The organism is Priestia sp. BR_2 (genome assembly GCF_041954005.1).
GTDB lineage: Bacteria > Bacillota > Bacilli > Paenibacillales > Paenibacillaceae > Paenibacillus_AQ > Paenibacillus_AQ lautus_A.
The window spans coordinates 1-610 of record NZ_JAVFHM010000344.1; the positions used below are offsets into that span (position 1 = coordinate 1).

Genomic DNA, 610 nt, shown 5'->3' on the forward strand with positions numbered 1-610 from the left:
AAGTATAGCCCTTTAGCGCGAGTACAAATTCTTCACCGCCGTACCGAGCAAAAAGGGCTCCTTGCGGTAATACGGACTGACAGGCTTTTACGACATGTACAAGCACCTGATCGCCGGTATAATGACCATACGTATCGTTCACTTTTTTAAAATAATCAATATCAAGTAAAAGAAGTGCGAAAGAAGATGCGGACTTTTTTGCTTCATCAAATGCTTGCTTGCTGTGCTGAAAAAATGCCCTGCGATTATAAATTTGCGTCAGCTCATCGTAATAAGCTTGATTTTCAAGCTTTAGCTGAAGTCTTTTTAGCTCCGTGATATCCGTAAAAATAAGCAGCAAGCCGTGACTGTTGTTAGCATACTGCAAAGGAGAGGTGCGAACTTGATACGTATACTGAGATTGATCCGCAGAAAAAAGCTGCAGCTCTTGACTGCTTTTTTTATTTTCTAATGTAAAAGGAAATGAACTGTCCGATAGCGTGAACCTAATATCAGCAAAACGTTTTCCAAACATCGCTTTTTTTCAGCTGCGGAAACATGTTCTTCGATGCTAAGTTAAATTCAATTAACCTGTAAGCTTCATCAAGCACGATAACACCGTCATTGATGC

At 40.2% G+C, this 610-nt stretch carries 1 protein-coding gene; it reads right to left on the reverse strand.

Going from position 1 to position 610, the window contains the following annotated elements:
• Window positions 1-514, reverse strand: a 514-nt coding sequence (locus RB298_RS31040) for a GGDEF domain-containing protein (protein ID WP_486050185.1), incomplete at its 3' end; no start/stop codon positions are given.
• Window positions 515-610: the final 96 nt, after the last annotated feature.